20 protein-coding genes and 2 pseudogenes are annotated in these 25186 nt (G+C 70.1%); 16 read left to right on the top strand and 6 right to left on the bottom strand.

What is annotated here, in order from left to right; all coding sequences use genetic code 11:
• Positions 1-91: 91 nt before the first annotated feature.
• On the bottom strand, positions 92-364 hold the full coding sequence (gene gvpO / locus EKH77_RS32520; RefSeq protein ID WP_126917745.1) for a gas vesicle protein GvpO: 273 nt from the start codon (positions 362-364) through the stop codon (positions 92-94).
• A 453-nt stretch (positions 365-817) separates the two neighbouring features.
• On the opposite strand from gvpO, the gene EKH77_RS32510 reads away from it, so the two are divergent.
• Positions 818-1279, top strand: coding sequence for an SRPBCC family protein (locus EKH77_RS32510; RefSeq protein WP_126917743.1), 462 nt, complete (start codon positions 818-820; stop codon positions 1277-1279).
• 50 nt (positions 1280-1329) lie between these two features.
• On the opposite strand, the pseudogene EKH77_RS34930 reads toward EKH77_RS32510, so the two are convergent.
• Together EKH77_RS34930 and EKH77_RS32505 are read right to left on the bottom strand one after the other, a co-directional pair.
• Positions 1330-1524 (bottom strand): annotated as a pseudogene (locus EKH77_RS34930) (barstar family protein); the annotation flags it as partial.
• Between the two features lie 9 nt (positions 1525-1533).
• Positions 1534-1821 carry a hypothetical protein gene (locus EKH77_RS32505; RefSeq protein ID WP_126917742.1) on the bottom strand — a complete coding sequence of 96 codons (288 nt, stop codon included), beginning with the start codon at positions 1819-1821 and terminating at the stop codon, positions 1534-1536.
• 206 nt (positions 1822-2027) lie between these two features.
• Between EKH77_RS32505 and EKH77_RS32500 the strand changes: the two genes are divergently transcribed.
• From EKH77_RS32500 to EKH77_RS32480, 5 genes are all read left to right on the top strand, one after another.
• Positions 2028-2354, top strand: a complete 327-nt coding sequence (locus tag EKH77_RS32500; protein ID WP_126917741.1) for a trypco2 family protein — start codon at positions 2028-2030, stop codon at positions 2352-2354.
• 78 nt (positions 2355-2432) lie between these two features.
• Positions 2433-7280 carry a tetratricopeptide repeat protein gene (locus EKH77_RS32495; protein ID WP_126917740.1) on the top strand — a complete coding sequence of 1616 codons (4848 nt, stop codon included), beginning with the start codon at positions 2433-2435 and terminating at the stop codon, positions 7278-7280.
• 110 nt (positions 7281-7390) lie between these two features.
• Positions 7391-7735, top strand: coding sequence for a DUF6980 family protein (locus EKH77_RS32490; protein WP_126917739.1), 345 nt, complete (start codon positions 7391-7393; stop codon positions 7733-7735).
• A gap of 19 nt (positions 7736-7754) precedes the next feature.
• Positions 7755-8396 carry a hypothetical protein gene (locus tag EKH77_RS32485; protein ID WP_126917738.1) on the top strand — a complete coding sequence of 214 codons (642 nt, stop codon included), beginning with the start codon at positions 7755-7757 and terminating at the stop codon, positions 8394-8396.
• 137 nt (positions 8397-8533) lie between these two features.
• Positions 8534-9046, top strand: coding sequence for a hypothetical protein (locus EKH77_RS32480; RefSeq protein WP_126917737.1), 513 nt, complete (start codon positions 8534-8536; stop codon positions 9044-9046).
• A 323-nt stretch (positions 9047-9369) separates the two neighbouring features.
• Here EKH77_RS32480 and EKH77_RS32475 read toward each other — a convergent pair whose 3' ends face one another.
• The gene (locus EKH77_RS32475) at positions 9370-9732 is read right to left on the bottom strand and encodes a MerR family transcriptional regulator (protein WP_126917736.1); all 363 of its coding nucleotides are present in this window, start codon (positions 9730-9732) and stop codon (positions 9370-9372) included.
• An 88-nt stretch (positions 9733-9820) separates the two neighbouring features.
• Between EKH77_RS32475 and EKH77_RS32470 the strand changes: the two genes are divergently transcribed.
• The 7 genes and pseudogenes from EKH77_RS32470 (at position 9821) to EKH77_RS32425 (ending at position 17352) form a co-directional block, all read left to right on the top strand.
• On the top strand, positions 9821-10666 hold the full coding sequence (locus EKH77_RS32470; protein WP_126917735.1) for an amidohydrolase family protein: 846 nt from the start codon (positions 9821-9823) through the stop codon (positions 10664-10666).
• Positions 10667-11168: 502 nt separating this feature from the next.
• The gene (locus EKH77_RS32465; RefSeq protein WP_126917734.1) at positions 11169-11606 is read left to right on the top strand and encodes a glutaredoxin domain-containing protein; all 438 of its coding nucleotides are present in this window, start codon (positions 11169-11171) and stop codon (positions 11604-11606) included.
• A 920-nt stretch (positions 11607-12526) separates the two neighbouring features.
• Complete coding sequence (locus EKH77_RS32450; protein WP_126917731.1) at positions 12527-13666, top strand: FAD-dependent oxidoreductase; 1140 nt, start codon at positions 12527-12529, stop codon at positions 13664-13666.
• 465 nt (positions 13667-14131) lie between these two features.
• The gene (locus EKH77_RS32440; RefSeq protein ID WP_240667670.1) at positions 14132-15481 is read left to right on the top strand and encodes an MFS transporter; all 1350 of its coding nucleotides are present in this window, start codon (positions 14132-14134) and stop codon (positions 15479-15481) included.
• Between the two features lie 87 nt (positions 15482-15568).
• Positions 15569-15925: pseudogene (locus tag EKH77_RS32435) on the top strand (GNAT family N-acetyltransferase); the annotation flags it as partial.
• A gap of 29 nt (positions 15926-15954) precedes the next feature.
• On the top strand, positions 15955-16431 hold the full coding sequence (locus EKH77_RS32430) for a hypothetical protein (protein WP_240667669.1): 477 nt from the start codon (positions 15955-15957) through the stop codon (positions 16429-16431).
• A gap of 474 nt (positions 16432-16905) precedes the next feature.
• Positions 16906-17352, top strand: a complete 447-nt coding sequence (locus EKH77_RS32425; RefSeq protein ID WP_126917728.1) for a hypothetical protein — start codon at positions 16906-16908, stop codon at positions 17350-17352.
• A gap of 259 nt (positions 17353-17611) precedes the next feature.
• On the opposite strand, the gene EKH77_RS32420 is transcribed toward EKH77_RS32425, so the two are convergent.
• Positions 17612-18037, bottom strand: coding sequence for a contact-dependent growth inhibition system immunity protein (locus EKH77_RS32420; protein WP_126918440.1), 426 nt, complete (start codon positions 18035-18037; stop codon positions 17612-17614).
• A 329-nt stretch (positions 18038-18366) separates the two neighbouring features.
• Here EKH77_RS32420 and EKH77_RS32415 point away from each other — a divergent pair, with 329 nt between their 5' ends.
• Entirely contained in the window at positions 18367-19116 is a 750-nt protein-coding gene (locus EKH77_RS32415; RefSeq protein WP_126917727.1) for an SDR family oxidoreductase, read from the top strand.
• 75 nt (positions 19117-19191) lie between these two features.
• Here EKH77_RS32415 and EKH77_RS32410 read toward each other — a convergent pair whose 3' ends face one another.
• Positions 19192-19518: a DUF6191 domain-containing protein gene (locus tag EKH77_RS32410; protein ID WP_126917726.1), complete on the bottom strand. Its 327-nt coding sequence runs from the start codon at positions 19516-19518 to the stop codon at positions 19192-19194.
• 401 nt (positions 19519-19919) lie between these two features.
• Here EKH77_RS32410 and EKH77_RS32405 point away from each other — a divergent pair, with 401 nt between their 5' ends.
• Entirely contained in the window at positions 19920-23711 is a 3792-nt protein-coding gene (locus EKH77_RS32405) for a type I polyketide synthase (RefSeq protein ID WP_240667668.1), read from the top strand.
• A 142-nt stretch (positions 23712-23853) separates the two neighbouring features.
• Positions 23854-25122 carry a cytochrome P450 family protein gene (locus EKH77_RS32400; protein ID WP_126917725.1) on the top strand — a complete coding sequence of 423 codons (1269 nt, stop codon included), beginning with the start codon at positions 23854-23856 and terminating at the stop codon, positions 25120-25122.
• Positions 25123-25186: the final 64 nt, after the last annotated feature.

The following is a 25186-nucleotide window of genomic DNA, read 5'->3' as shown; positions in this document are numbered from 1 at the left end:
AGGGCGCACCAGGTCGGCGAAACGGTCGCCTCGGCTGCCGGATGGTCACTTCAGCGTGGTCACTTCGGCATGCCACTTCGACATGGCCACTTCAGCGGGAGTCGGTCCTGCCGCGCTCGTAGCGCCGCACCCGCCGGTAGCCGGTCAGCATGCCTGCTGGATCGAGGGTCACCTCGTAGAGCCCCATCACGCTCATGGTCTCGGGGATCCGGGCGACCTCCACCACCTCGGCTTCCGCCACCCACCCGGCGTCCGTCCGCTCCAGCCGGCTGATGCCCTCGGTCCGCAGCCCCGTCAGCTCGGCGAGTTGTTCACTTGCCGCTCGCAATACTTGTACGGCTGTGAGCTCCTGCGGGTTCGCCATCCCGTCGGAACCTTTGGCGGGGGGCTGGGATGTCGCGAGCCTGCCGGGATTGTCGGGCTGATCAGGCTGGTCGGGCTGATCGGGATCGTCGGGCTTGTCGGACTGGCTGGCTTCCCTGTTGGACTGACTGGGCTTTCTGGGCTGGCCGGACCTTCTGGGCCGGCCGGGTGAGTCGGTCATAAGCACCTCCGCATCAGCTGTCGAGGGCCTTGCCACGCGCCTACCATTCCGCCGCATTCTCAAACCCTGAAAATGCCGCCCTTTCAAGATGGCGCGGGCGCGTGGGTGGTGACGATGGCGGGGGTGGTAGCGGGGGCGGGGGCGGCGTTCAGGAACCCCGCGCCGATCCGGCACGCATTACACGAGCGTGAGCGGGTACGCGGACGGTGGACAGGGCGCGGCGACCCCTGGCGCCGCGCTTCCGCGACGACAGCGAGGAAGCGAGGACCTGTGATGACGACGGTCAAGGAGACCGTAGAAGTGGACGTGCCTCTCCGCACCGCCTACAACCAGTGGACACAATTCGAGGAATTCCCGAACTTCATGGAAGGCGTCGAGGAAGTGCGACAGCTCGACGCCCGGCACAATCACTGGACCACCAAGATCGGCGGCATCCGGCGAGAATTCGACACGGAAATCGTCGACCAGCTCGCCGACGAACGGATCACCTGGCGTACCGTCGGCGGCGACACCCGGCAGAGGGGCACGGTGCACTTCCAGCGCGTGGACGACACACGTACCCGCGTGGAACTGGTGATGGAGGTCGAACCGAGCGGGGTCGCGGAGAAGGCCGCCGACCTGACCGGAACCATCGACCGGCGCGCCAAAGGTGACATGAGGCGCTTCAAGGAATTCGTGGAGAACCGCAGTATCGAGACGGGAGCCTGGCGCGGCCGGATCCGGCCGGGAGGCTGACACCGGCTCAGGCTTGTGTGTGTTGCATGCCGACGTGAGCGAGGACGTCGAAGACCTCTCCGAACAGGTCGGCACAAGCCGAGCCAGTGGCGCCCGTCGTGCGCGCGGACGCGACCCCTGTGTCCCTCGGGTGAGCCTTCGTAGTCGTCCAAGCCCGTGAGCACGAGGCTGCCTCTCGCAAGGAGCTGCCCCTGGCTGTCGGCGTCCTCAAGCAGCCGGGGGTCGAGCGTCTCGTCGTCAGGTACCGCGCTGGTTCAGTGCGGAAGCCGGGTCACGGTTCCCGAGCCGGCGGCGCGACCGTGGTGCCGGAAAGCAAAGGTCTGGCCTTCCTCAAGGGCGACGGGACTCGCCTCGCCGGCGTGCCGGCCACAGCCCTCCTCTATGCCTTCGACGGGAACGATCGCGCCGCCGCCGTATCCGACGATCTCCACCTCGTCACCTTTACGAACCCGCCCGCGCTCGATCCGGCCCGTCAGCATGACCACCCGGCCCTGGCCTCGGCGGAAGACATCCTCGACACGCATCAGGAACGGCTCGTCCATCGCATTCACCCATCCCTTCATCAGCCCACGCCGGCCAAGGAAGTAATCCTCTCACCGGTGCCCCGCCGATCCAGCCCGGCGGATCACGGCGAGCAGCGTCGGCGAATCCCACCTCTCTCCGTCGCCGCGCCTGTACCGTCTATGAGGTCTTCGGCGGCGTGCCGCCGGGACACGTCTGCAGCCAATGCTCGGGGGGACGCACAGGCATGGAGATCGAACTCGCGGCTGCGGTGGCCGCCTTGCGTGACGAGCTGACCGAGGCCGCGGCCTGTGGCAACGGGCAGGGGATCACTTTCCAGGTGGGCCCGATAGAGCTGGAATTCACCGTCGAACTCCGTCAGGACGTCAAGGCGAAGGCGGGCTTCAGGGCGTGGGTGGTCTCCGGTGACGGCGAGGCGGGACTGGCGCGGGGCCGTACGCACCGGGTGAAGGTGGCGCTGACACCTCAGGGTCCTGACGGGGACGTCTTGATCCACAGAAGGCGGCTGGCGGCCCCGGGGCCGGGTGACGTGTCCGGCCGTATCGAGGAGTGACGCGCCGAGGGGCAGCCGAGGGGCAAAGGGCCGGGCCCGTCTCCGGGCGCGGAGATTCACGTACGGGGGGGCATCACGGTGAGCAGCGATCTCATGGTCGGGGTCGACGGGCCCGAGGGGCTGGGGTCGGGGTACGTCATCGCTCCGGGACTCGTCCTGACCTCGGCACACGTCGTGCCGGCGGTGGGCGGGGCGGTGACGTTCTTCCGTCCCGGCAAGGACGGACAGTACGCCGCGACGGTGGCCTGGCGGGGCACACCCGGGGGACGCGACGACGCGGCCCTCCTGCGTTTCGACGACCGTTTCGAGGACGGGCACCCCGACACGGATGGGGCACCGCGGCCGGTCGCACCCGTTCGGTGGGGGCGGCTCGTCACCCACCGGCCCGCGACCGGCTGCGAGACCTGGGGCCTGCCGGCCGTCGTCCAGCGGGAGCATCAGGCGGTGGAGATCCTGCACGAGCAGGGAACCGTCAACCGCGCGGATCGCTCCGTCAACAACCGCTACCTCATGCGCCTTACGGAGCGGGCCGCTCCGTGCACCGACCCGTCCGGGCAGGCGATCTCGCCCTGGGCGGGCCTGTCGGGCGCGGCCATGTTCTGCGACGGGCTCCTCACCGGGGTGGTCTGCACGGACTTCAGCGGTTTCGCGCACACTCGGCTGGAAGTGGCACCGGCCTACGTCCTGCTCGGCGACGACGGCTTCCGCCGGGTCCTGGCGGAGCACGGCGTAGGGACCGTACTCGAACCGGCCGAGTGGGCACACCTGTCCGGCCTCTCGCCCAGGGCCGGGGACCGCCGCGCGGCGCGCGCCTTACCGGCGTCGCCCGCGGCGCTGCTGGAGGCCAAGCATGCCGTGGTTCCCTTCCGCGGTCGCGAAGAGCTGCTCGCGGAGTTGCGGCTGTGGTGCGAGGAACCCGGCCTCGATGTGCGTCTCGTGCACGGGCCGGGAGGACAGGGCAAGACCCGTCTGGCCCTTGAACTGACGGCCCGGCTGGAGAGCGACCGCTCGACGGTGGTGTGGCTGAAGAGCGACGCGAAGGCCGAGGACATGGCGGCGCTCGGCGACACGGCTGTCGCGTTGCTGGTGGTCCTCGACTACGCCGAGACGCGTGTCGAGCAGCTGACCGCCCTGCTCAAGATGATCGTCTCCCGCCCGCTCTCGACGCCGTTCAAGGTGTTGCTGCTCGCCCGCACCGCCGACGACGACTGGTGGCAGCCCGCGCGGCGGGTGAACAGCGACACCCGCGACCTCCTCGAGGACTTGACCGAGACCCCGCTACCACCGCTGGAACCGAACCTCGAAGGCCGCGCCGATGCCTACCGGGACGCCGTGGAGTATCTGGCCCGGGCCCTGCCGCACGTGCGCGGGCAGGAGCACCACACGTGGCCGAAGGTCGCCGCGACGGTGACCGACGCTGTGCGGCGCTGGCCCGACCGGCTGGACGGTCCCGGGCTGGACACGGCGCTCGCGCTTCATATGACCGCGCTGGCCGACCTCCTGGACGAGGCCGTTCATGCCGCCGCGGCTCAGTCAGGGGCCCTGACGGAACCGGTGGCCGGCATCCAGCCGGTCGCCACTGCCGGCCGCAAGACCGTGCGCGTGGAACAGCGACTGCTCGACCATGAGGCCAACTACTGGGAGAGCCCCGCCCAGCAGCACCCACTGATACAGCTGGACGAGGAGACCCGCAAGGACGCCCTCGCCGCGGCCTTCCTGTGCGGCGCCGACTCCCCCCGCCAGGCGGAAGCCCTCCTCGGCCGCATCTCCTACCTCAGGGACCACGGACGAGCGTGCCACCGGGCCCTCACCGGCTGGATCGCAGCGCTCTACCCACCCCGCGACGGCAAAGCCTGGGGCTCCCTACGGCCGGACCGGCTGGCCGAGTACTTCGTCGGAGAGCGGCTGGCCAAGAACCCCGACCTGGCACAGGACCTGCTCGGCGACGACGTGACGGCGGACGGCCGTGGACCACACGACCGCCGACCATACGACCTCACCGACGCCCAGATCGCCCAGCTGCTCACCGTCTACACCCGGGCGGCCGCCCACCCCGCCCACCGCGACGCTCTCGACGAACACCTCACGGAGTTGTGCGTGAGCCGTCGAAACGTGCTGACACAACCGGCGATCAACGTCGCCACACACGTCGAGCGGCCACGACCGCTGGTGTCGGCGTTGGACCGGCTGGCCGACGAGCCCAGTGCCATGCCGGAAGACTTACTGGAACTGGCCGACCGCCTGCCGCGCCCGACGCACGCGCTGGGCCCACTGGCCGCGAAGGTGACCGAGCGGCTCGTCGAGAGCCATCGCGAGCGGGCCCGTGAGGACGCCGCCTGCCTGCCCGGCCTCGCCCTGATGCTGCGCCGGCTGACCGGCCGCCTCGGTGATGTGGGACGCACCCGGGAGGCGTACGAGGCCACCGGCGAGGCCGTCGGGCTCTACCGGCGGCTGGCGCGGGAGGATCCGGCCGCCTACCGGCCACACCTCGCCGCCGTCCTGCACAACCTTTCGCTGACCGCGCGCGCTCTGGGCAAGCGGGAAGATGCCTTGGCATCCGCCCAGGAAGCCGTGGAGATCTACGGTGAGCTGCGTCTCGCCCGGCCGGACGCGCACGAGTTCCGGTCCGGTCTGGCCCATGGCCTGGGCGCTCTCGCCCAGGCCGAGGGCGAGCTGGGCCGACCCGAGGCGGCGCTGGCGGCGATGGACGAGGAAGTCGGCATCCGACGCGAGCTGGCCGACGAACACGGCGACGGCGCCCTGCCGGAACTTGCCGCCGCCCTGAACAACCGGGCCATCTGGCTGATGGAGTGCGGACGCGTCGAGGAGGCGGTGCCGGTGAGCGAGGAGGCCGTCACCTGCTACCGGTCCCTGGCCGAGCGACGCCCCGACGCCTTCCGCAACGGTGTCGCCCGCAGCCTGAGCACGTACTCCAACTGCTTGCATCTCGCGGGCAGGCCGAAGGCCGCGCTGGCGGCGACCGAGGAGGCCGTCGAGATCCGGCGCCGGCTGGCCGGTGAGCGTCCCGGTGTGTACCTCGCCGACCTCGCGCTCAGCGTGCACTCCCTCGCCATCGACCTGGCCGGGGCAGGACGGCCGGACGAAGCCCTGGCACGGGCCGCCGAGGCCGTCGGCCTCTACCGGCATCTGGTCGAGAAGGAACCCACCGGATTCCGGCACCGGCTCGCCAACTCCCTCAACACCTACGCCCATCGGTTGAACGACGCGGGGCGGCCGGCTGACGCGCTGGAGGCCGCCCGGGAGGCGGTCGGTCTCTACCAGCCCCTGTTCACGGCGGAACCCGGGGCGTTCAGGGCCGATCTCGCCATGAGCCTGGACACGTTGGCCGGCCAACTGGAGGAGACCGGGCACCCGGAGGACGCCTTACGGGCCGGCGAGGAGTCGGTCGGCCTGTACCGCGCGCTCGTCGGGCAGCGCCCCGACGCCCCGCTCGACGACCTGGCGAGCGCTCTGACCAACCTCTCCCGGCGGCTGAACACCCTCGGGAGAGCGGACGAGGCCCTGGCGGCGCTGGACGAAGTGGTCGGCATCCGCCGCCGTTCGGTGACAGCGGATCCGCTCGGCAGGTCGCGGTCACGGTCACGGTCCGTCCTGGCGGGCGCACTGCTGGCCAGGATGCACTGTCTGTGCGACGTCGGGCGGACGGAGGACGCCGTGGCTGTGGCGGCCGAGGCGGTGGAGCTGTATCGCGGGCTCGTAAAGGAGGATCAGGACGAGAAGGAGGACGCGAACGGGTACGCGCGCGGGTTCGCCATGGCTCTGTCCGGTCTCTGGCTCATGCGGTCCCGGGCCGGCCAGACCGCCGAAGCACTGGCCACGCTGGAGGAATCCATCGAGGTCAGTGGCCGTCTGCTGGGGCTGGAGCGGGAGGAGGACACCGACTCCGCGTCGGCGTACGGCGAGGAACTGTTCGTGCTCGGCACCCAGCTCTCCGCGGCGGGCCGCCCGGACGACGCGGCGCGCGTCATGCGCAGAGCCGTCACCGCGCTCCGGCAGCCGTCCAGGGATGGCTTCGCAGAGCCTTCTCCCCGGCTGCGCACGGCCCTGTCATGTCTGGCGACGTACCTGATCGAGGCGGGACGGCGTACCGAGGCGCTGCCCGTCGCCGAAGAGGCGACCGAACTGCTCGGCGACCTCGCGCGGCGAGACGATGCCTACGAGAGTCCGCTGCTGGCGCACTCGCTGTGGCTCCTCGGCTGCCTCCAGCACAACGTCGGCCGGCGGGAGGCCGAGGAGACCCTGCGACGGGCCGTCACCGCCGCGGATGCTGTGCCCTCCGTCGGCGGACGCGACGTCGTCCGTGGCCTGGCCCGCTCCGGCCTGGGCGTGCACCTCGTGGAAGGGGGCCGGGCGGCCGAGGGCCTGGCGTACGCCCAGGAGGCCGTCACCATTGCCCGCGACCTGATGGGTGCCGATCCCGCCCACGGCAGAGTGCTGGCCCTGGTGCTGATCGACCTCGGCCGCCTCCTGGCACTCGGCTCACCGGCGCGTGAGGAGGCCTTCCGCGTCTCCGTAGAGGCCCTGGCCGTGTCCGAGCAGGTGGCGACGGCCGGAGCGGCGGCCGACGGACCGGTTCTGGTCTGGGCACTCGCCCACCACGGCCTGCGGCTGAGCGAGGCCGGGCGGCACACGGAGGCCCTGGACGCCACCGCCCGGGCGGTTTCCCTGAGCCGCGGCCTGGCCGCCCGCCACCGCGCGGCACACGAAGACCACCTCGCCTTCGCGCTCTACGCCTACGCCAGGACCCGGCTGCTCGCGGACACTCAACGGGAGGAGGCGAGAGACGCCATCACCGAAGCGGCTCCCCTGTGGCAGGCGATCGCCGAGAACGAACCGGGGCTCGCCGCCCCCTACCTCGATGTAGTGACGGAGACCCATGCGCGCCTCACCGCCGGCCCGGAGTGAGATCGCCTCGCATCACCTGACAGCCTGATTTCTGGTGCTTTATGGCAGCCGTCCGACGCCCGGAAGTACTTGTTATTGTCATGTCCACGGATCAACGAGAAGCCGAGGTCATGACCAACCACTGCTGCGAGGCGATGAACAGCCACGTCGACGTACGCTGCCACGAGCACGACGACGTCTACGCCTGCCCGGACACGCTGATCGGCTTCAGCACCAAGTTCCAGGAATACGGCCTGATCATCCACGACGGTGGCACAGCGAGCGTCATCATCGAGTTCTGCCCCTGGTGCGGACGCCGTCTTCCCGAGTCGCAGCGGGAACGGTGGTTTGACGAACTGGAACGCCGCGGGATCGATCCATGGGAGGACGAGGTCCCCGCGGAGTTCCAGGACGCCCGCTGGCTGGACTCATCCCCCCGCAACCACCGAACCGGCAGCACTCCCGACCGCTCCTGAGACCCCTGGACTGCCCGCCGTGAGTACCGACATCTACGGTTGCATCGAGGTCCGGCATCCGTGCGCCGACGAAGACTGGTACGAGTGGGAGCCGTGGCAGCGTGCGATGGACCTGTCCCCGCTGTACCCCGGGCAGGATTACGCGGCGTTCGGCTGCCTCTTCGGCGTCCGCGACTACGCGGGCTGGGAACCTCTCGCCGCGGGCCGGGGCCTACCCGCTGACGCGTCCACCGCCATACGTGAGGAATTCGAACAGGCCAAGGCCCTCGATGCGGCAGTGAACAGCCCGACCTGGGTGAGCTGGGAGGAACTGGACCAGGCTGACTTGGGCCTCTCCCCCGAAGGCGTTCGTGGTGTCCTCATCGCGCGGGAGGGTGACACGCCGTCCATCGAAGCCCGCTACGTCGTGCGCGACCAGTGGCCGACAGAATTCGTGGAACGGCACGGCGCGCCTCCCCTGGGCGTCAGCCCGCTCGGGGCGCCGTACGGCGAGCCGTACGGCGAGTGGGCCTCCGGCGCGACGAGGTTCTGCTACCAGCGTTTCACGCGCCGGGACGTCCTCGGGCCGGGCACCGGCTGGGAGCACGTATTCGCGGTCATGCGGGCACTGGCCGGCCGTTTCGGCGGCAGCGGCGTCCGGCTGGTCGTGTACTTCGACTGACTGGTATGGCTGGCGTCCCTCGGCGGCATGGGAGTTCGGGAACCCCGACGCGAGCGCGTGAAAGCAACCGACCGTGCCCGAGCCGCCACGCCTGCCCCTGGAATATCCGGGCGATCAGCGAGGCGTAAACTCTGATCATGAACGGGCGAGAGACGGCGCTCCGGCGTCGTATTCGGATCTGGCTGGTCATCTTTATCGTGGGCCTCGCCCTGAGCGGACTCACAGCCTTTCCCTTGGTCACCGAAATGCGATGGCTGGACGAGGCCCTGAGATCCGACGGCTCACCCGTTCCCGAATGGTTGCCGGGACTGATGGAGTGGATCGGCCGGGTACGGGAGGGACTTGAGGCGACGGACGGGAAGTACCCGTTCGTGCTCTACGGCACCGACTGGCTCGCCTTCGCCCACCTCGTCATCGCCATCGCCTTCTACGGCCCGTACCGTGACCCGGTCCGTAATATCTGGGTCGTCGAATTCGGAATGATTGCCTGCGGGGCGATTGTGCCGCTGGCGCTGATCTGCGGTCACATCCGCGGGATTCCGGTCTACTGGCAGCTCTTCGACATGTCGTTCGGCTTCTTCGGGGTGATCCCGTTGCTGATCGTACGTCGCATGATCAAGCGGCTGGAAACGTACGAACTGGCGGCATAGCGCGTCGCCAAGGCCGCGGCAGCCACGCGTCTGTCTGGCCCGGGGACGCTGCCGGCCACGCGACCAGGCGCCCAGGCGGGACCTGCCTGCCCCGGGCACGGCAGGGCACAGCTGCCCGGCCGTTCGTATGCGGCTTCGCTCCGGTTGTGACGGTCGGCGCTGCCTGGCGGGAATTGCAGGACCTCGCTCGGCCCTTCCTTCAGCACCCACCCAAGCAGCCTCCGCTGCTCGTCGACCCAACCCTCTTCAAGAGGGGACAGTGACATGGCCAATCGACGGCATAGCCAATCGACCGCTGTCGAGCGAGCACTTACAGCCGACACCTAGGCAACATCGACGCGTTGCGTCCCCGCGATCGTCGCGCGCAGCACCGCACGCGCCTCGTCGAGTTCGGCAGCTCGGGCATCGAGGTCTGCCAGCCGGGAGCGCAGGGTGTCCAGCACCCCCGGGCACGGGTGCACGGCCTCCCCGGCGCGGGCCGTGCAAGGCAGCAGGGCACGGATGGTGCGGACGGGCAGCCCGGCTGCGAGGAGGGCGCGGATCCTTCGCACGACCTCCACGTGCGACTCGTCGTACCAGCGGTAGCCGTTCGGGAGCCGGTCGGGCAGAAGGAGCCCACCGCGCTCGTAGTGGCGCAACAGCCGCTCGCTGGTGCCAGTGCGTTCAGCCAGTTCCCCGATGAGCACTCCGTCCAACCTCTCCCCCGGTTTGACCTTGCCACCATGACAAGGTGCGACGTTGGCCTCCTGGCTACCGACAGCTCAGGAGACCTCGATGATTATCGATGCACACAGCCACGTCCACGACCCGGTGGCGAACCACATCGCGTTGCTGGACGAAGCCGGTGTCGACCGCGCGGTGCTGTTCCCCACCCGCCCGCACCCGGAGCGGGCGACGGACCTTGCCGGGTTGCGCCGGGAGATGGCGGTACTGCACCGCGCGCTCGAAGGCTCGGGGAACGGGGCCGACAGCTTCGCCCGCGCCCAGCAGGAACTGGCCGCGGCACTGGCCGCGCACCCGGACCGCTTCATCGGCTTCGGCTCGGTCCGGCTGGACGCCAGTCCGGAAGACATCGCCGAAGCAGTGGCACGGGACGTGGTCGACCGGGGCCTGCACGGCATCGGCGAACTCACCCCGCCGCCGGGCGGCGCGGCCACGGTCGAACCGGTGCTGCGCGCGGCCCACGACCACGGCGGCCTGCCCGTCGTCGTCCACGGCTCCGCCCCCACGACAGAGCCCGACCTGCACACACTGGCCCGCCTCTCGGCCCGCTACCCGTCGGTCCCCCTGGTCGTCAGCCAGGTCGGCGGCCAGCACTGGATGACGGCCATCGAGCTCGTACGGGATACGCCGAACATGTACCTGGAGCTGTCGACGGCGAACATCGTCTTCGCCCTACGGCTGGCGATCCGCGAGATCCCGGAACGGACGTTGTTCGGATCGGACGCCCCGTACGGGGACCCGGTCCTGGCACGCGCGATGGTGGAGCGGGTGACGCCCAGCGGTGAGGTGCGGGAACGGGTGCTGGGGGCAACTCGGCTCAGTTGCTGGGACTGTGAGCATCCTCTGCCTCCCGTGCGGATGGCCGGGCCAGTTGGCGGGTGGCGGAGTGACGGGTGATGGTATCGACGCCACGTGCAGATTGGCGGTGCTCCCCAATGCGCGCGCGGGCCTGCGGGCGGGCGGGCCATGATGGCGATCATGCGCCACCTGTGTACGCCCATGAACTGAGGACGGTGGGCAGGAGGCCAGTGGCTGGCCTTGCTTCGTGTGCGGGCTAGTGGGGAGCAGGTCACGGCGTCGGTTGATGCCTCGATGAGGGAGTCGTAGAGAGTGAAACCGCCTGCGACTGCCTTCCTCAACGCGTCCGGTTCGATCAGCAGCCGGTGCCCGGCTGTGGTCAGCGCCGTCCGCAAGGTGACGGTCGTTAGGAAGAGTCGGCCAGTGCCTGCGTCGCCGTGTTCAGCAGGTCAAGGGGAACTGCGGCTTCGTCCGGTGGGAAGCAGAGCTGCGCCTTTCACGCCGGTCCAGTCCGTTTTCCAGGTCGACTGAGAGAGATCCCAGCATGGCCAGCCGACCGTCATCCGAGCCGAACGGTTCAGCGACGATAACCTGCGTCCTCATGACACGTACTTGGGTCTTGCCGATGTTGTTTGGGAGCTGCGGCTTGGCCGTTGCGACGGGGCTGACCCTCACGGGAAAACCAGGCGCAGCCACTGCGCTCCTGTTGGTATTCGTGCTGCTCGCAGGTGTGCACTCGCCTCTGGTCTTCCCGGGGTCGATCGGTGCGCTGGAAGCACAGCGCCGCAGCGCGGTCGACGGTCGACCGATCGTCTTCTGGCGGCCGGGCTGCAAGTATTGTTTGCGACTGCGCATCCGGTTGGGTCGTAGCGCCCGCCGGCTGCACTGGGTCGACATCTGGCGCGACCCGACTGGAGCAGCAGCGGTCAGGGCAGCCAACGGCGGCAATGAGACGGTGCCGACTGTCGTCGTGGCTGGCCAGCCGTATATCAACCCGGCCCCTGAATGGGTGCGCGCACAGCGCTACCCTTCCGCGTGACTCGAGAGGGGCGGCATACCGGCAAGGCGCCCGCCGGCGCCATAGACGGTCAGCTGGTTTGACACGATCTGTGTGGGCAGCCCTTTGGGGAGGGGTTCTCCGCTGCCTGTCATGCCTCATCGGTCCCCGGATGGGGAATACCACAGGTCGACGCCTGACCAGTCGCCGGTCATGCCCGTGCAGTCGCGGCCCTGAGAGCGGCGAGCCCAAGAGACTCTGATCAACTTTTAGGGAAGGTTTGTTGGTTGTCCGGGTATCAACTCAGACGGGTTCCGGAATCGGGCCGAGGAGCTTGACCACGCGCTCGCGCAGAAGGAGGTACTCCTCAGAGGGGGCCGCGCGCCGTGCGGTCGGGCAGGACGTCGACGGGATGCCCGGTCTCGATGTCGATCAGGATCGTGGTGTAGACGTGCCCGCGTTGGAGAGCGAAATCGCCCACTCCCAGTGCGTGCTGGCGCTGCCCTAGCGGTCCAAGCGACGGTGGCCCCGTCCGGCCATCTGTCCTTATGGCCCCATGGAACGAGGGCCGGCCTTTCTTCGATGTTCGGACCGGCCGCACGACCCGAACAAAAGGAACCGCCATCTGCCGGGCGCTGGCCGAGCACGAGCACGAGCCCTCCAAACGCGAGGCATACCCAGAGGTGAACGAGGCAGCGCGAGCCGACCTCGCCGTGCTCCGAGCCAGCGGAACCGCCTGGCTCATGTACGGCGACGACAGGATCCGCTCGGTGACGCCGTGCTACGTCAGCACCTGGCGCCGGCATTTCGGTAGCTGTCAGGGCTGATCTGCGGTGTCGGTGTCAGTGTCGGTCGCGTGTCGGGGCTGTCGGCCCGATGTCGATGGCTCGTCGGAGGGGTCCGGCACCTTTGGGGAAACGGCCGGCCGGAGTCGCCCGGCAGCCCGACCCCGAGGAGCCATCATGCCCACTCCCGCCACTCCCGTCACAATCATCGGCGCCGGACTCGGCGGACTCACGCTCGCCCGCGTCCTGCACGTCCACGGAATACCCGTCACGGTCTACGAGGCGGAGCCCTCCCCCGACGCGCGTTCGCAGGGTGGGATGCTCGACATCCACGACTACAACGGGCAGCTCGCCCTCCAGGCGGCCGGTCTGATGGACGAGTTCCGCGCCATCGTCCTCGAGGGCCGCCAGGCGATGCGGGTCCTCGACCGGGACGGGACCGTTCTGTTCGACAAAGCCGACGACGGCACAGGGGGACGCCCCGAGGTGCAGCGAGGGGATCTGCGACGGATCTTGCTCGACTCGCTCCCGGACGGCACTGTCCGGTGGGGGCACAAGGTCATCGGCACCCGTACCCTCGGTGAGGGCCGCCACGAGGTGACGTTCACCGACGGCGGCACCGTCGTCACGAGCCTGCTGGTCGGCGCGGACGGTGCGTGGTCGCGGGTCCGGCCGCTGCTCTCCACCGCCGTACCCCAGTACACCGGCACGTCGTGCGTCGACACCTACCTGTTCGACGCCGACACCCGGCACCCGGCCGTCGCGAAGGCCGTCGGTGGCGGGTCGCTGATCGTCACCACGTCGGGCAGGGAGATCTTCGCCCACCGGGAAAAAGGCGACACCCTGCACGCCTACGTGGGGCTGTCCGAGCCGCAGGACTGGTTCGCCGCCATCGACTTCACCGATACCGCCGCGGCCACCGCGCGGATCGCGGCGGAGTTCGACGGCTGGGCACCGGAGCTCACCGCCCTGATCACCGACAGCGACACCGCGCCGGTCCTGCGCCCCCTCTACACCCTGCCGGACGAGCACCGGTGGGACCGGGTCCCGGGAGTGACCCTCGTCGGTGACGCCGCCCACCTCGCGGCCCCGAACGGCGAAGGCGCCAACCTGGCCATGCTCGACGGCGCCGAGCTCGGCAAGGCCCTCGCCGCGTACCCCGACGACATCGAGGCAGCGCTCACCGAGTACGAGCAGGCCATGTTCTCCCGCAGCGCCGAGGTCGCCGCTTTTGAAGGGGTGGAGTTCCACCGGATCGACTCCGATGGCAACACAGCCCACGGCCTGATCAAAATGACCGGCGAGAAGGGTCGATGAGCCGCTCAAGCCCCGAACCTGAGCTGCCCTTGCCTCCCTCGCTCGGCTCCTGCCTCCTCGGCGCTTCCGCTACGTCGGCCACGGAGGCCATCCGCGCCGCCCTCCGGGCCGCCTGAGCGACTGCCGTCGCTCGCTGATACATGGCCCCACAAACCAGGAGAACCGCAAAGGGTTCCTCGCAAAGACCACATTGCGAAGAACCCTTTGCGGTCTAGCCTGTGCAGCATGGCTGGCACCTCGAGCGACTGGGCCCTGCGGCTCACGCCCGAGGAAGCCGCCGCCCTGTACCGGGAGTTGACGGAAGTCATCGCGCGCTACCGGCGAGACGCGCCGGAGACGGCGGCGAGTGCCCCCCGAGGGAGCCGAACGGGTCACCGTGATCACGCAGATCCTGCCCGAACTGGACGCGCCTGCCGCGTCGTCGCTTCCTTCCGGCCCTCAGGAAGAGCAAGGAAGCCAGACGTCATGACCGACGACGCCTCGGAGGCCGGCAGCATACCCGGCAAGAGGTCCTTACGGCCGCTGGGCGGGGTGCTGGCCGCCATGGTTGTGTCGCTGACCGGCACACGAATCTCCGTTGTGGCGCTGCCCTGGTTCGTCCTCGTCACAACCGGCAGCGCCACGCAGACCGGACTGGTCGCCTTCTGTGAGATGACTCCTTACGTGGTGGTCAAGGCGTTCACCGGACCGCTGGTGGACCGGATCGGCCCGCAGGCCGTTTCCTGGACCACCGATCTGGCCAGCGCGACCGCCACCGCCGCGGTTCCCCTGCTCCACGCCCTGGACCTGCTCTCCTTTCCCCTTCTGCTGGTTCTGGTCGCGCTGATCGGTGCGGCCCGGGGACCCGGCGATCTGGCCAAGGAGGTGATGGTCCCGGAGGCGGCTGAGCGTGGCCGAGTGCCGCTGGAGCGGGCCACCGGTCTGGCCGGTGTGATCGAGCGGCTCGCCTCCGCCGTCGGCCTGGCGGTCGGCGGATCCCTGGTGGCGCTGCTCGGCCCCCTGACCGGACTCGCCGTCAACGCGGGCTGCTTCGCCCTCGGGTCGGTGATCATCAAACTCGCGCTGCCTCGCGGCATGGGACACGCCGTCGAGGAAGCCCCCTCGCCTGCCGGGGGAACGGAACCGGGCTACTGGCGGCGGTTCGGCGAAGGCTTCACCTTCCTGCGCGGCGAGCCTCTGCTGCTCACCGTCGTCGTCATGTGCGGCATCACCAACCTGCTGGACGCGGCGATCACCTCGGTGCTCGTACCCGTCTGGGCCAGGGAGTCCGGCAATGGGCCGACCACGATCGGCCTGATGGGCAGCGTGATGGGGGCCGCGGCGGTCGGCGGGAGCCTGATCGCCGCGTTGGTCGCGCACCGGCTGCGGCGGCGGGTGGTGGTTCTCACCGGGTTCCTGCTGGCCGGGGCACCGAGGTTCCTGATCCTCACCTTCGATGCTCCGCTGGGGGTGGTACTGGCCGTCTTCGCGGTCAGCGGGTTCGGTGCCGGCTTCGTCAACCCAGTGCTGGGGGCCGTCCTCGTCGAGAGGGTCCCACGCCGCATGCTGGGCCGGGTCAACGCGCTCGGTGACTCGCTGGCCTGGGCCGGGATCCCTCTCGGCGGACTGCTCGCCGGGCCCACGGTGACCGCTGTCGGACTCGTGCCGGTGCTGCTCGTCTGCGGCACCGCGTACTTCCTCACCACGAACCTGGCAGGGCTCCGGCCGAAATGGCGCCAGATGGACCGTCCTGGTGGGCAAGACGTCCTGGCTCACCCGACTGCTCGAACAGCTGGTCCCCGTCCCGACGCCGACCAGGGTGCCCCCGTCCCGTGAGACCGGCGGCCCGGTGACCATCTTCTGCCCTGCGCGGATACGAATTTCAGACTCAAACCGATCAGGTACTCGACATGTGTCGATCCCGGAATACGCGGAGGCGACGCCGAGATCAAGCGTATGTATGTGATCCCGGAGGCTCGCGGCCGTGGTCTCGCCAGGAGAATGCCGGCCACCCTTGAGGACAACGCCCGGGCATCGGACCGCACCCGGATGGTGCTGGAAACCGGCATCAACCTGACAGCGGCCGTCTCTCTCTACGTTTCCAGCGGCTACGAGCCCTGCGCCAAGTTCGGGCACTACCGCTTCGATGAACTCAGCCGCTGTTACGCAAAGCCACTAGCAGCCGTCATCACCGGCCCTTGGACCGCGTGGATGTGTGCATCACGGGCTTTCGCGCATCGAGCACAAGTTCCTCATGCTCAAGCCGCCCCAGGCCGATGAGGCCTTGGCGGCCAGGCAGAATGAGCGACATGGCCAACAAGGAAGACATCGGATTCACGCTGCCGCGCGGGGCGACAGGATTCTTCCAGCCGGAAGACGGCCTGCTCCCGAAGACTGACCTTCGGGCGTTCCGTGCCGCCCTGCATACCGCTGCCCGCATCGCCGGAGGCGAAGTGGGCAAGGTGGAGGAACGGGCTTATCCCCGGACCTTCCACACCGCAGAGGTCGTTCAAAGCGCGGGCGTGAGCATCGTCTTGTGCCATGCCCATTTCCCTTGGATCGCCTTCGCCCAATCACGTGGGGACTGGCACGAGGAGGAGTTCCTCGTGCCGCCGTCTTGGGCCAGCTCATTCACCGCACTGGGTTTCATGGTCCTCGGCAGCGAAAAACTCGCCACGCCACTCTCGCGCATTGATACCTCATTGCTTACACAGGGCGAGTGGCGTCAGGTCCGCTACCACGGCGTCACCACGCTGGGCGGAGTTCTCTTCAATGCGTGGGACTGACATCCGCAAGGAGGTCGCAGTCAACGCTGGACTCCATCTCCCTGCCGTTGACCGCCGCGACCTGCTGGCTGCTGGCCCAGCGGGGCGGCGAGTGGGGGCACGTTCCGGGCGTCCTCTCCGCCCTCGGAGCGCCGGGCTGCTCGCGGCAACGGGCGCCGAATCCGTCCGCCGCCGGCCCGGCCTGCCGACCAGCTCGGTACCGCCCGGGAGTGGTCGTCGGCGCCCTCCGCGCACTGATCGCTGCGGATGACGAGGGCCATGTCATCGGTAACGTCGGACGCCCGCCACCTGTCCTGGAACGAGCCGACGAAGGTACGGGTGCGGGGGTGGACCAGGGAACCCCCTTTCCGTCGCTCTTCGGCTGTCACGCGGCGTCCATGCCGCCACCGTGCGCGAGGCGTATACAAGGCCGCCCAGATCTGAGGGTTCAACCTGACCAATACTCCCGCGCAGGCCATATGACATGGTGATCACGTGCTTGTCGTGATTATGATGCTTCTTCTTGCCGTGCCCGTAATTGGTTGCCTGCTGTTCATGAAGGCTGTACGCGTTGTGGTGACCCGGCGGCTTACCCGCAAGAGCGGTGCCGCTGCCTGGGCGGAAGGGGCGGGCTGGCTGCTGTGCTGCGCGGTGCTGGCGTACGGAGTGGGGGTGGGGGCCATGTTCCTGTCCCCCTGGCCCGACTGGTGCCCGGTGGTGAGGTTTCCCGACGACCCCGACCCTTCGGCCGTGCCCCCTCACCCCCGTGTGGAGAACAGCTGGTTTCCGCTGGAGGCCCGCTGCGTCTCCGACGTTCACGCTCCAGTCGACTCCATTCCCTCAGCGGTCAACCCGGTTCTCCTGACGAGCCTCGCGGGCGCGGCGGGCTGCGTGTCGATGGCAGTTTGGCACCGGCGCGGTGAGAAAGGGGGTTCGCACTGAGGCCAGTCGGCCTTGCGGCCGATCCGGACGACTATGGCTCGGCGGGTACTCGGCCTCCCGGCTTCGACGCCGGGCAGTACAAGGACTGCCACGGGATCGCATGCCGGATCGGGCGGCTCAAGCAGGGCCGAGGCGTGGCCACGCGATACTGCAAGCTCGCGATCCACTACGAAGCGACCGTCCCGCTGACACGGATACGCCAGCCACTACGGCATGCGGCCCGGAGTTGCCCGCTGGGATGGTGCGGTGGCGGGCAGGGTCACTGGTCGGTGGTCAGAGCGAGAAAGCCATCGACTTCGCCCTGCAGGCCAGGAGGGATGTCGTGCGTGGTGGAGAGGAGCAGGCGAAGCGCACGAGCAGCTTGCGGTACTCCGGCCCATGCTGCCCGGTCCCTGGTCAGTACAGTCGACAGCAGGTCGCCTTCATAAAGGTCACCTTCCACCAGCGGATCGGCATGGAGTAGCTCGAAGGCTCTGGGAAGGAGGTGAGGCAGGCCGACGTTCTGCCCGATCAGCAACCGGAGGTCCTCGGGGCTGAGCACGCTTATCGGCCTGCGGCGCAAAGCATGTACCTCGGCAACGAGACGAGTGACGTCCGCAGGCGGGGCAGGCCAGCGGGCACCCTCAATCTCCTCCAACGAGCGAGATTCACGTTCAGGTCCAGTCACCTGCCCATTGTCCCCCATCAACATTTCAAACAGACCCTGGTCCCGGGTCAGCGCCGCAAGTGGCCCGCAGCCCAGGTCAGCGAGGTGCGGGGAAACGGCCGTGCGAACGTACACGATGCCGCCCGAGCGCTGCCGGGCATCGAGGAGCTACGCAAGCCCCGCCTTGGGCTCGCCATGGTGGACGCCGTGCTCTGACCGGGGGGGGAGGCGCGGCCACCAGGCCCATACCTGCCGCTTTGCCGGTTCGGTTCAGGGCCGGGTCGTGCCGGCTACCGAGTGCCGGAATGAAACGATCACCGGTGGGGTTCAGGCAGGCAGAGTCCGCGCCCCATCGAAAGGCGAACCGCATGACCATCCCCTCCGCCCCCACCCCCCTCCCCGCCCCGCTCGCCGACCGCGACGTCGTCATCATCGGCGGAGGGTCGGGCATCGGGTTGGAGGTTGCTCGCCGGGCAGTCGCCAGTGGGGCGCGCGTTGTGATCGGCGGGCGGAGCGCCGGGAAGCTGGAGGAGGCGGCGAAGTCACTCGGGGAGCAGGTGCGTTGGGGTGTGGTCGACACCACCGACCAGGACTCGCTGGCCGCGTTCTTCGACTCCATCGACCGGATCGACCACCTCTTCACTCCTGCTGCCTCCTACCAGGTGGGCCCCATGCGAGAGCTCACCGACAGCGAGGCCGAGAGCCCCTTCGTCTCGAAATTCTGGGGGCAGTACCACGCGGTCAAGCACGCGACCGCGAAGCTGACCTCCCACGCCTCTGTCGTGTTGATGTCCGGCGCCGCGAGCGTCCGTCCCCCGGCTGCCGCACCCGCCTATGTGGCCTGCAACGCGGCCATCGAGGGGCTCGGGCGCGGACTCGCGGTGGAGCTCGCGCCCGTCCGTGTCAATGTCGTGTCGCCCGGCACCATCGACGGCAATCTCTGGGCGCAGCGGCCCGCCCATATACGCCAGGCCAGCTTCGCCCAATACGAGCGTGACGCCCTGCTGCGCCGGCCCGGCACCGAGAGCGAGATCGCTGACGCGGTGCTCTTCCTGTTCACCAACACGTTCATGACCGGCTCGACGCTCTACCCCGACGGCGGCTACGCCCTGCGCTGACAGCTCCCGGCTCTGCCCAGCCCTGGCCGGCCGCCAGGGATGAAAAACCGGCACCCGGCCACCGCGGCCGCGGCATCAGGCCGGCCCGTGGCGCTCAAGACGTGCCACCCCGGCGTCGAGGTCGATCCCGGTTCGCGGGGCGCCATCCTGCTCGTCGTCCCGCAGCACCAACTCGATGCGGCGCTGTTCCAGTTGGGCCCGCTTGCTCGGGTAGATCAAAGCGTGCAGTTCCTCCGTGGCCGTGGCACCCATGCCCCGGCTCCCCCGCTCCCGTTCCTTGGAACGGCCAGGCAGCCACCCCCGGCGCCGAGCCTGCCGGACGACATACTGGACGGCCGCCAGGACGAACAGCGGTATCACCACGATCAGCACCACGAACGGGCTTGTCAGCAAGCGCATCATGAGCTGACAACGTCAGCCGTCGCACTCACGTTCCAACCGATTTGGAACGGGGCTGATGACTCACTCCACCGGTGCCGGAGGGCAGGTTTTGCCTCGGGCGGGCCCAGTGCAGTGATCTGGGTGTATGTGGGGGTCTTCTGCCATCGGGGGCAATGAACACGGCAGCCGGCCGGCCCGAATCCGGGTCGGCGGACTCGTGAATACCGGGGCTAGAACGACCAGTATCGTGCGCGACCGGCCTGGGGCCAGTGAATCAACGGGGCACCCCGAGGCGCACCGCTCGCGTAGTGGCTGTCCTGGTGTGCGTCAACTTCTCGTAGATCTTCCATAGATCGTCCGTGGCTAGCGTCCCAGGACGTCAGCAGGCGAATACGCGTGTGCTGCGGAGAGGGGTTGTGCCGATGAGCCTTGACGACGCGATGGGCCTGGAAAACGCGATCGCGATCACCGGAATGTCCTGCCGTCTTCCCGGGGCCCGGGACGTCGAGGAGTTCTGGCGCAACCTGCGGGACGGTACGGACAGCATCAGCCGGTTCGGCCGGGACGAGTTGCTCGCCGCGGGGGTGGACCCGGTGCTGGCCGACCACCCCGACTTCGTGCCGGCACGTGGTGTGATCGCCGACGGTGACCGGTTCGACTGGGAGCACTTCGGTTACAGCGCGTCCGAGGCCGAGGGGATCGATCCGCAGCAGCGGGTGTTCCTGGAGTGCGCGGCCCAGGCGCTGGACGACGCCGGAGTCGATCCCGCACGGGCCGAGGGGTGGATCGGTGTGTACGCCGGGTGCGACGTCGCCGCCGCGCCGCCGGTGGCCGGTGCGGACCCGGCCCGGGCCACCATGCGGATCATCGGGTACGAGAAGGACTTCCTGGCCACCCGGGTCGCCTACAAGCTGGGGCTGCGCGGACCCGCCGTCACCGTGCAGACCGCCTGCTCGACCTCCCTGGTCGCCGTGCACCAGGCCTGTCGCGCACTGCTCGGCTACGAGTGCGACACGGCGCTGGCCGGGGGTGTGACGGTGCGGCTCCCGGAGGCCGGGGGCTACCTGTACCAGGACGGGAACATCCTGTCCCGTGACGGTGTTTGCCGGCCCTTCGACGCTTCCGCCAGTGGCACGGTGAGCAGCAGTGGCGTGGGTGTGGTGGTGCTCAAGCGGCTGTCCGACGCCCTGGCGCAAGGGGACCGGGTCATCGCGGTGATCCACGGTTCGGCGGTCAACAACGACGGCGGTGAGAAGATCGGCTTCACCGCTCCCTCGGTGACCGGGCAGCGTGACGTGATCGAGCTGGCGCTGGCCCAGGCCGGGGTGGATCCGGAGCGGATCGGTTACGTGGAGGCCCACGGTACCGGGACGCGAGTGGGCGACCCCGTCGAGCTGGCCGCGCTCACCGCCGCGTACCGGACGGAAACCGGCCGCGAGGGCCGCGATTCGCCCTGTCTTCTCGGTGCCGCGAAGGCCAACATCGGTCACACCGGTGCCGCGTCCGGAGTCGCCGGGTTGATCAAGACCGCGTTGATGCTCCACCACCGCGAGTTCGTGCCGACCCCGCACTTCGAGCGCCCCAACCCCGAACTCAAGCTGGACACCACCCCGTTCAGGATCAGCACGGAGCTGCGGCCCTGGGTGAGCGAAGGGCCGCGGCTGGCCGGGGTGAGCTCGTTCGGGGTCGGCGGGACCAACGCGCACCTGGTGCTCGGCGAGGCGCCGCCGTCGGCCGGGTTGTCCGGGGGCGAGTCGATGGCAGAGCCGGCCGTCCTATGTCTGTCGGCGTCCTCGCCCGAGGCGCTCGCCTCCCTGCGCGAGCGCCTCGCCGATCGGCTTGACGAACAGCTCGACGCGTCGGACGCCCCCGTCCCCGCCCTCGGCGACGTCGCCCGTACCCTCGCCGCCCGGCGCCGGTTCCGGCACCGGGTGACGGTGGTGGCCGACCGGCCCGCCACGACCGCGCGGCGGCTGCGCGAGGCCGAGCGGTCCGCGGTCGCCGGGCGGGATCCCGAGACGGCCTTCCTCTTCCCCGGCCAGGGTGCGCTCCGAGCGGGGTACGGGCGGGGGGCGCACGCCCTGCTGCCGGTGTTCCGGGACGTGTTCGAGGACTTCCGGGCGCAGGCCCGGCGCCGCTTCGACGTGGACCTCGCGCCCGTGCTCGACCCGGCCACCCCGGCGGAGTGGTTCGCCGACACCAGGCACCAGCAGCTCGGTCTGTTCGTCCTGGGCTACGGACTCGCCCGGCAGTTGGAGAGCTGGGAAGTGCGTCCGGCCGCGTTGTTCGGGCACAGCGTCGGCGAGTACACCGCCGCCGCGGTGGCCGGGGTCTGGAGCCCGGCGGACGCGCTCGGTCTGGTCTGGGAGCGCGCCCGGGCCATGCACGAGGCCCCTCCGGGACGGATGCTGGCGCTGCGGATCGACGCGGAGCGGGCCGCCGCGCTGCTCGGCCCGGACGTTTCCCTCGCCGTGGACGGCGGCGACCATGTCGTCCTCTCCGGCTCGGTGCGGGCGATCACGGAGCTTGCCGTGGCGCAGCGCGGGCAGGGCGTCGAAGGGCGCCTCCTGACGACCGAGCACGCCTTCCACTCGTCGTCGATGGCCTCCTCGGCCGACGTGCTGCGCCGTGCGGTGGCCGGGACCGCGCGCCGGGCGCCCCAGGTGCCGTTCGTCTCCAACCTGACGGGCGGCTGGGCCGAACCGGCCGCCGTGGGCGACCCCGCGTACTGGGCCGGGCAGCTCCTGGGCACGGTCCGGCTGGCGGACGGGCTGCGCACCCTGACCGGCGGGGGCGCGCGGGTCCTGGTGGAACTCGGGCCGGGGGACGCGCTGAGCCGGCAGGCCGTCGGCAGCGGCGTTGCGGCTGGTGCGCGGGCCGATGGGGGCACGGCCGTGCCCCTGCTCGGCCGTGACCCGGAGCAGGAGGAGTCCGCCGTGCTGCGGGGGCTGGGGCGGCTGTGGGAGAGCGGGGTGGAGGTGCCCTGGGAGGAGGTGCGTCCGGGTGGCGGGCGGGGTCGGCTGGTGTCGTTGCCGCCCCATCCGATGGATGGGACCCGCTCCCGGCCGGCGCCCCACCGGGACCCGGTCGAGGCCGCCGGGGAGGTGCCCGTAGGAGCGGAGCCCGTCGGGGGCGGGCAGGCGCCGGTGCGCGTCGCCGCCACCGCCGTACGACGGCCCGGGGCCGAACCGGACCGATCCGACGACCTGGCCCGGCGGCTGGCCGAGGTGTGGCGTGCCTCCCTCGGGGCCGACTCGGTGCTCGACGGGGACGACTACTACGAGCAGGGCGGCTCGTCCCTGATGGTCGTGGGCCTGCTGGCCGAGGTCAGGGCGCGGACCGGGGTCCAGGTGCCGGCCTCTGCCGTGGCCACCTCCCTGACCTTCGGTCAGCTCGTCGCCATGGTGCGGGAGCGGACGACACCGGACACCAGCAGCTCCGATCGAACCGCCGTGGCCGACGTGCCGGGGCTTACCCTGCTGCGCGAGGGCGGCCCGCGTGCCCCGTTGTTCCTGATCGCGGCGTCGGACGGCGGCACGCTGAGCTACCGCCACTTGGCGGCCGCGCTGGACGGCTCCCGTCCCGTCTACGGCCTCGAGTCGCCGGGGATGCGCGACCGGCGCCGCACGCTGTACCGGCTGGAGCAGATCGCCGCCCATCAGATCGGCGTCCTGCGCCGTGCCCGCCCGGACGGCCCCTACCTGCTGGGAGGCTGGTCGTTCGGTGCGATGGTGGCCCATGAGATGTCCCGTCAGCTCGCCGCCGAAGGCGCCCGGGTGGAGCTGCTGCTGGCCATCGACGGCTACCTGCCGGACACCGGCGGCCGACCGGTCGCCACCCTGCCGAGCTGGCTGAAGCAAGCCCTGTCCTTCCAGCTGGAGGCCCGCGTCAAGCGCGGCCGTTCGAGGCTCCTCGGTGGCGGCGGCCCCGCCCTCACCACGGCCGCCGGCGTGTCCGGCCTCGTCCGCGTGCACAACGCGAACCTCACCGCGATGCTGCGGCACCGGCCCCGGCCCGCGCCGTGCGACCTGGTGCTCTTCAAGGCGGCGGCCGACGAGGCCGTGTGCGCCGAGCTCGCCCGGCGCCTCGCCCCGCTGTACAGGGGTGGAGTGCGGGTCGAGCCGGTGCCCGGCGACCACTGGTCGGCCCTGAGCCCCGAGCACGCCGCCACCCTCGCCGGCCGGCTGAGCGCGCACCTCGACGCGCTGGGCTGAGCCTCGCCCGGACGGGCCCCAGACCTACCTGCGCGAAACACCGACCAACCCGAACCAGCCAACCGACCCGACCGACCCCACCGATCCAACCGACCCGACCGATCCGACCGATCCGACCGATCCGAGACAGACGAGGATTCCCGTGTCAGATACCGACCGGGCGAGCTGCCCGCACCTCGCGGGCGCCGCCCCCACCGTCCATGAACTCGACGCCGACTTCACCCGCGACCCCTTCCCCGAGCTGGCCCGGCTGCGCGAGGCCGGCCCGGTCCACCGGGTGAAGCTGCCCAACGGCACCGAGCGCTGGCTGATCACCCGCTACGACGAGGTGATGGCCGCGCTGGCCGACCCCCGGCTCAGCAACGAGCTCGCCCGCGGCCTGGCGAAGGTGCTGCCGCCCGAGCCGCTGCCGCCGAGCTGGCAGGTGGCGCTGCGCACCAGCGCCCTGCTCGGCCGCGCGATGGCCAACCTCGACCCGCCGGACCACGACCGGCTGCGCAAGCTGGTCGTCCGGGCCTTCAGCGCCAAGCGGATCGAGGGCATGCGCTCGCGGATCCAGGAGATCACCGACGAGCTCTTCGACGCCCTCGCCGGGCAGAGCGAGTTCGACCTGGTGGAGGCGGTGTCCAACCAGCTGCCGATCACGGTGATCTGCGAGCTGCTCGGCGTGCCGTCCTCGGACGCCGACCTGTTCCGCACCGCCGCTCGCGTCCTCGGCGGTTTCGTGCCGGACGACGAGGCCGCCCGCCGGACGATCGAGGCGCTGGACGCCTTCGACGCCTATGTGCGCTCGCTGGTCACGGCCCGCCGCGCCGAACCCGGACCCGACCTCTTCAGCGAGCTCGCCAAGGTTCCGGAGGACGGGCAGGGGCTGACCGACGACGAACTGGTCAGCATGGCCGGACTGTTGCTCTTCGGCGGTTACGAGACCTCGGCTCAGCTGATCAGCAGCGCGGTGCTCTCACTGCTCCGCCACCCCGACCAGCTGGCGGCGGTGCGCGCCGACTCCTCGCTGCTGGCGGGCGCCGTCGACGAGGTGCTGCGCTTCGAGGGCCCGGTCAACCCGGGGCTGAACCGCTACGCGCTGGAGGACGTCGAGATCGGCGGTGTGACGATCCCCCAGGGCTCCTACGTGGTCCTCGGGGTCGCCGCCGCCAACCGCGATCCGCGGCACTGGCCGGAGCCCGACCGTTTCGACGTGACCCGGACGGCGACCGCCAAGCAGCTCGGCTTCGGCTACGGACTGCACTACTGCATCGGCGCCCGGCTGGCCCAGCTCGAGGTCGAGATCACCCTCGCCACGGCGCTGCACCGCTACCCGAAGCTGCGGCTCGCGGTGCCGGCCGACGAGCTCCACTGGCGGGCCGGTTCGGTGCGCGGGGTGAGCGAACTGCCGCTGCGCGTCGACTGACCTGGGGCCGGGGCGGGTCGGGTCGCGGCAGGTCGGGTCGGGGCGCACCGGCGCCTCGCGCAGT

The sequence above is a fragment of the Streptomyces luteoverticillatus genome, assembly GCF_003970715.1.
Taxonomy (GTDB): domain Bacteria; phylum Actinomycetota; class Actinomycetes; order Streptomycetales; family Streptomycetaceae; genus Streptomyces; species Streptomyces abikoensis.
Note: the sequence above shows the minus strand (reverse complement) of the source record. Positions and strands in the feature narration are given on the sequence as shown.